General features: G+C 51.1%; 5 protein-coding genes. 2 read left to right on the top strand and 3 right to left on the bottom strand.

Translation table 11 applies throughout. The features are described from left to right. The 3 genes from IQ235_RS18260 to IQ235_RS18255 all read right to left on the bottom strand — a co-directional run. A partial coding sequence (locus IQ235_RS18260) for an IS66 family transposase (RefSeq protein WP_264322842.1) occupies window positions 1-382 on the bottom strand: 382 nt, incomplete at its 3' end. A 17-nt stretch (window positions 383-399) separates the two neighbouring features. Then, window positions 400-513, bottom strand: a complete 114-nt coding sequence (locus tag IQ235_RS18960) for a hypothetical protein (RefSeq protein ID WP_405196694.1) — start codon at window positions 511-513, stop codon at window positions 400-402. Window positions 514-541: 28 nt separating this feature from the next. Then, window positions 542-1441 (bottom strand): DUF4336 domain-containing protein, encoded by a 900-nt coding sequence (locus tag IQ235_RS18255; RefSeq protein WP_264322841.1) that lies wholly within the window; start codon window positions 1439-1441, stop codon window positions 542-544. 325 nt (window positions 1442-1766) lie between these two features. On the opposite strand from IQ235_RS18255, the gene IQ235_RS18250 reads away from it, so the two are divergent. Both IQ235_RS18250 and IQ235_RS18245 read left to right on the top strand, forming a co-directional pair. Beyond that, the gene (locus IQ235_RS18250; protein ID WP_264322840.1) at window positions 1767-2831 is read left to right on the top strand and encodes a class I SAM-dependent methyltransferase; all 1065 of its coding nucleotides are present in this window, start codon (window positions 1767-1769) and stop codon (window positions 2829-2831) included. A 541-nt stretch (window positions 2832-3372) separates the two neighbouring features. Continuing rightward, window positions 3373-5148, top strand: a complete 1776-nt coding sequence (locus tag IQ235_RS18245; RefSeq protein WP_264322839.1) for a tetratricopeptide repeat-containing sulfotransferase family protein — start codon at window positions 3373-3375, stop codon at window positions 5146-5148. Window positions 5149-5224 lie beyond the last annotated feature (76 nt).

Raw genomic sequence — 5224 nt, 5'->3', positions numbered from 1 at the left:
ACTCACTACCGACGGCCGAGTCAGAGCCAAAACTCAAGCGTGGCCAAATCACTGCGCTACGCAGCGCTCGTTCGGCGGTATTATTGGTCGGCTCAATGCCTCGACATTCGACAAAAGTCCATAAAGCCGGTTCGAGTTTAAGAATCATGGCACAGGTGCGTGCAGTTTGAGCCAAGGGGGTCTTTTCTTGTGGATGCTCGCACAGAGCTGCTGCCTCACTCAGAAGGCGATCTACCCGATGACGCAAACGAGTCATGGCAACCTCGAACAACTCCCACGACACAGTGCCATCGCGCACTCGATGCCACCAACGAAACAAGCGCTTTGTCTGTCTGAGTAAAGCCTGACCGATTCCACCAGCTACCCCAGAGCGCTCGGACATGCGAATAAAATCCCGTTTCAGGTGGGCCCAACACAGTTGTCGCCGCTCTGGGTCGAACCAGTGCTCGCCTTCTTCTGAGCGGGTGGGTCTTTTGATGGCGGCTGGGAACTGTTTTTCGAGTTGAGTCCCAGCCGCTCTTCTATGGTTGTCAGTCTTTGCTCACTGCCCTTGACTTGGTTTTCTCAGCTTTGGATAAAGGATATCGGCCGTTAGGACGATAAACGCGTGAATCGGCAGGATGAGAAAGAGTAGTGTTGAGAGCCGTCCGATCCCCATTACTGTTTCAATGATGGCGGGTTTTGGGGTCAGCCAGTCGAAAGCCTTATTGAAGAAATCGCCAACTCGTTCCTTTCCCTCGACGCATAACCAAGGGCTATGAGCGACAATCGCCCGATCGGGTTCCCAGGCCCGAATTATCTTGAGGGAGTCGTGCAGCGAGATTCGATCGAACATATGGACAAGCTGTACGCCGCGCGGCGTGTGCTGGTACATTTGATTCCAGCGAGTGGTAACCCGAGAAATCGACGAAAAGGTTGATGGGTCGAAGTCCATAATCAGATCGGTGAAGACGATCGTGCGCGATTCCCGATGGAAAAAGACAATCTCATCAAACCACCCATTTCCCGAGCCAAAAATGCACTGGTCGATTTGACCGTCCCACTCGGGTTCGGGCTTATCTGTCGATAACGTGGTGTAGAAGGTCAAGTCTTTGCGTTTTGGTGCTAATCGTGGGGATGCGTAGAGTTTGGCATCGGGATATACTTGGCTCCAATCTCCAAGGTGCAAATGGTGTAGGTTATTGGGTGAGACGAGATATTTGACAGTTCCCAGGCGATCGATATCGGCGCGGAGATCGAGATTGAGTTGGATGGGAGAAATAACGAACAGGCTACCGTCATCGAGGCGAATGACAACGGCACGATGTGTATAGGGATAGCGAGGCTGTGCGGGAGGACGAAAGCAGAGAGACTCTTTTGCTTCAATCGTCCAGATGTTTGAGGCAACTGGGACGAGACCGCTTTCGGGTCGCTCGGGAACTGGGCGAAAGCTCTGTACCATAGAGTGTTGATGCTCCCTAAATGGCAATCGGTCGGGGGATTTGCGGGTTAACGGTTAACGGTTTGCGATGGGAAGATTTTACGACAGCAATCCAAAATCAGTTGCGAGAGCGTGAAAACTCTTCAATTGTAGATCCATAGATTCACTGCGGGTCTGTCCGTGACAACTGATTTTGTCGGGATTCGGGATTGCCTCGATCGAAAAGCATGAAAATCCGGAGAGATCGCCTCTTTCTCCGTATCAGTAGGTACGACCGTTTTTATACAAAATTATTAACGAACCCTCCATGCTGACTGAGAAAACACCCTGCGCATCCCGGACACAGATGCCATCCGACCCCCGCGAAAACGAACCAAAATCCCCCGATCGGGCGATCGTCAAAGCCGCACTTCAAGAAAAACTTAAAGGTCTTACCACCGCTCGCGGCGAGCTAACTTTTCCCTGCATTCCGGCACTATTAGAAGACTATATTCAAAAAATTCAAGACTTACTCAGTAGTTTAGGGCAAACCCTAACCTTCCAAGAAATCGAAACCTTGCGAGAGGCGATCGCCTCTCAACTTGCCCAAGGATTTCACGCCTCACCGAACGCCCATCTTATTGTGAGTTACCAACCCCCGCACCCCACAGTCGGCTTGAGTCAGGGAGTCAAACTCGATGTCAAAGTCAAAGTTGAGTCCTTAGAAAATCACTATCACGGTTGGATACAAACTCGAGAAGGGCCGCTATTCGGTTCCCATGCCGATGCCAAAGCGATCGCCATCGCCTCGGAATTGGGCGATCCGGCAGACGTGTCGATCCTGGATGTGGGTGCGGGAGTGGGACGCAATACCCTGGCTTTGGCACGACTCGGCTATCCCGTCGATGCGATCGAACTGACTCCTGGATTTGCTCGAAAATTGACCATTGCAGCCGAAGCAGAAGAAATCCCCGTGCGCGTCATTCAAGGAAACGTCCTCGATCCGATGTTGCGAATGGAAACCGCACATTATCAGTTTGCAGTGGTTGCTGAGGTGGTTTCCCACTTCCGGGACATGAGTCAAGTTCGTTTGCTACTGGCTAAAATCGGCGATGCGCTTCAAAGTGGCGGTTTGCTGCTGTTTAGCACGTTTCTGGCAAAGGATGGATACGAGCCAGATGATGCTGCACGGGAGTTATCGCAAACAGCTTGGTCGTATATTATTACCCGTTCCGAGTTGCGATCGGCGATGAAGGGTTTACCGCTGGAAATCCTATCTGATGAATCGGTATTTGAATACGAACAACAGCATTTGCCAAACGAAGCTTGGCCGCCAACGCCGTGGTTCCCAAACTGGACTCGGGGACGGGATGTGTTTCCCACCGAAGCATCGCCGATGGAGTTGCGTTGGATACTTTGCAAGCGTCGATAGTACAGCACTACGCAAACTTGAAATGCGGGCAGAGGAAAGAGGAAGAGAATAACTATTCCCCGTTCCGGAGTTCCCCACCCTCGTGAGGTCGGACTGAGGTCAAACTGAGGTTGCTATAGTATCCTGACGTTTCTCCTCGCGGTCTGGAGTATGAACCATAGGACTGATGCAGCCATGCAATTCAAAAATGAGATCGATGATGCTGCGTACCTCACACCCTACGGCATAGCATGGGTGACAAGTTAAGCAATTTGCTCTCATGTCAAGTTGACTGGCTTGAATCCTCAACCCCCCGTCATATAATGGGTTTCAACGATGTGACTCTTGTACGCAGGGGGCACTTCGACAGGCTCAGTGACCGGGAGGCGTTCGTCCCCCAACGGGGGGTTTGGGGGGAGACCCCCCAAGGACCGGGTTTTCGACCAAATATTGCAGCATTGACAATGCCGAGATGACCTTAACTTGTCACCAATGACGGCATAGAGACTTTGCATCAGTCCTGAATCTAGAAGATGTACACCACACGAAGAGAGTAATGCCGATGGCAACCGTTGCAGAGGCTTTAGATGCCGCCAATTTTTACTACCGTTCTCGCAATCTTCGATCGACTGACGCAATTTGTCGGAAGATTCTACAGCAAGAACCCGATCGCCCCGAAGCCCTAAACTTACTCGGTGCGGTAGCGTGCCAAGTGGGAGATCTCGAAAGAGCGATCGCATCCATTTCGCGAGCGATCGAGCTGAACCCCCGCCAACCCGATTTCTACTGCAATCTGGCCGAATCCTATAAACGGTTGGGAAAGCCCGATCGCGCTATTGCAGCTTTTCGCCAAGCCTTGGAACTGCAACCGGATGCCGTTGAAGGGTACAAAGGATTGGGCGATTTATTATTTGAAGAGGGGAACTTCAACGAGGCGCAAAACTGCTACCAGAAGTGGATGCAACTCGAACCTAACTCGGCGATCGTCCGTTTCAAACTCGGTTTGCTCGCCAAAGAACGGGGGAAAATTGAGGAAGCCATTCCCCTCTACGAACAGGCATTGCAACTTCAGCCCAACTTCGTCGATGCCTATAACTATCTCGGTCAGGCATTTATCTGTCAAGGGAAGTTTGAGGAAGCCATTGCACTGCATCAAAAAGCTCTAGCACTTCAGCCGGATTGTCTCGATGCGATCATCTCTCTGGCAGGAATTTACGAACGGCAGCGACAGTTCGATCGAGCCGAAGCCTTATTGCGTCCGGCGATCGAAGCCGGAACCGATCATGCGGGTATTATTCATGCCTTTGCCGTCCTCTGCCAGCACCAAAAGAAACCGGCAGATGCCATCGAACCATTGAAGCAACGATTGAGTCGAGGCGATCTCACTGCATCCCATCGGCGAGCGTTCCTCTTTACCCTGGCTGATAGCTACGATGCTTCGGGAAACTTCGATCTCGCTTTTGACTGCTATCGACAAGCCAACGATCTCAAACCTATGACCTTCGATCCCGGCCCCACCGCCAGGGCGATCGCTAATATTAAAAATACCTTTACGCGGGAAGGCTTAGCAGGGTTTGCCACCGCTTCCAATTCATCGCAACTTCCCATCTTCATCGTCGGAATGCCGCGATCGGGAACCAGCCTCGCCGAACAAATTCTCGCCTCCCATCCTCGGGTTTTCGGTGCGGGAGAACGTTCGGCCCTGCACCAACTCGCCAAACAAATCGGCCCGTCCCTCGGCAGCCAAGTTCGCTATCCTCGCTGCCTCGATTCTCTGAACGTTCTAGCCGCCGATCGCATTGCCTCAGAGTACCTGCAAATGCTGCAATCTCTAGCACCGGACGCGAGTTTTGTTACCGATAAAATGCCCTCGAATTTCCTCCATTTAGGTTTAATTCAACTCCTATTTCCGGGAGCAAAAATTATCCATTGCGTCCGCCATCCCCTCGATACTTGTTTGTCGTGCTATTTCCAAGATTTTCTCGGAACTCATGCTTATGCCTACGATTTAAACAGTTTAGGAACGTTCTATCAACTGTATTGGGATTTGATGGCACACTGGCAACAAGCTTTGAGTTTACCGATCTTCGAGCTTCGTTATGAAGAACTCGTGACCGAACCCGAATCTAAAATTCGCAACTTAGTAGAATTTTGCGGTTTAGAATGGGATGATGCTTGCTTGCGATTCCATCAGTCCGATCGTCACATTCCCACGGCAAGTTACCATCAGGTTCAACAGCCGATTTATACTAAATCGGTGGCTCGATACAAGAACTACGATCGGTACTTAGATGTGCTTAAATCCTCTTTGGGAAATATGTCGATCGCATTTGAATAAACTTCCAGCGGAATGGATGAATCGATCGCATTTCTCTCAAAACCCGCCCCAATACGCCATGATGACACCGGATAAT

The organism is Zarconia navalis LEGE 11467 (assembly GCF_015207075.1).
GTDB classification, from domain to species: domain Bacteria; phylum Cyanobacteriota; class Cyanobacteriia; order Cyanobacteriales; family Geitlerinemataceae; genus Zarconia; species Zarconia navalis.
Note: the sequence above shows the minus strand (reverse complement) of the source record. Positions and strands in the feature narration are given on the sequence as shown.

Bases quoted from the DNA above. Each gene is read 5' to 3' on its own strand.
- IQ235_RS18255 (WP_264322841.1), bottom strand. From the start codon at position 1,441: ATGGTACAGAGCTTTCGCCCAGTTCCCGAGCGACCCGAAAGCGGTCTC.
- IQ235_RS18250 (WP_264322840.1), top strand. From the start codon at position 1,767: ATGCCATCCGACCCCCGCGAAAACGAACCAAAATCCCCCGATCGGGCG.
- IQ235_RS18245 (WP_264322839.1), top strand. From the start codon at position 3,373: ATGGCAACCGTTGCAGAGGCTTTAGATGCCGCCAATTTTTACTACCGT.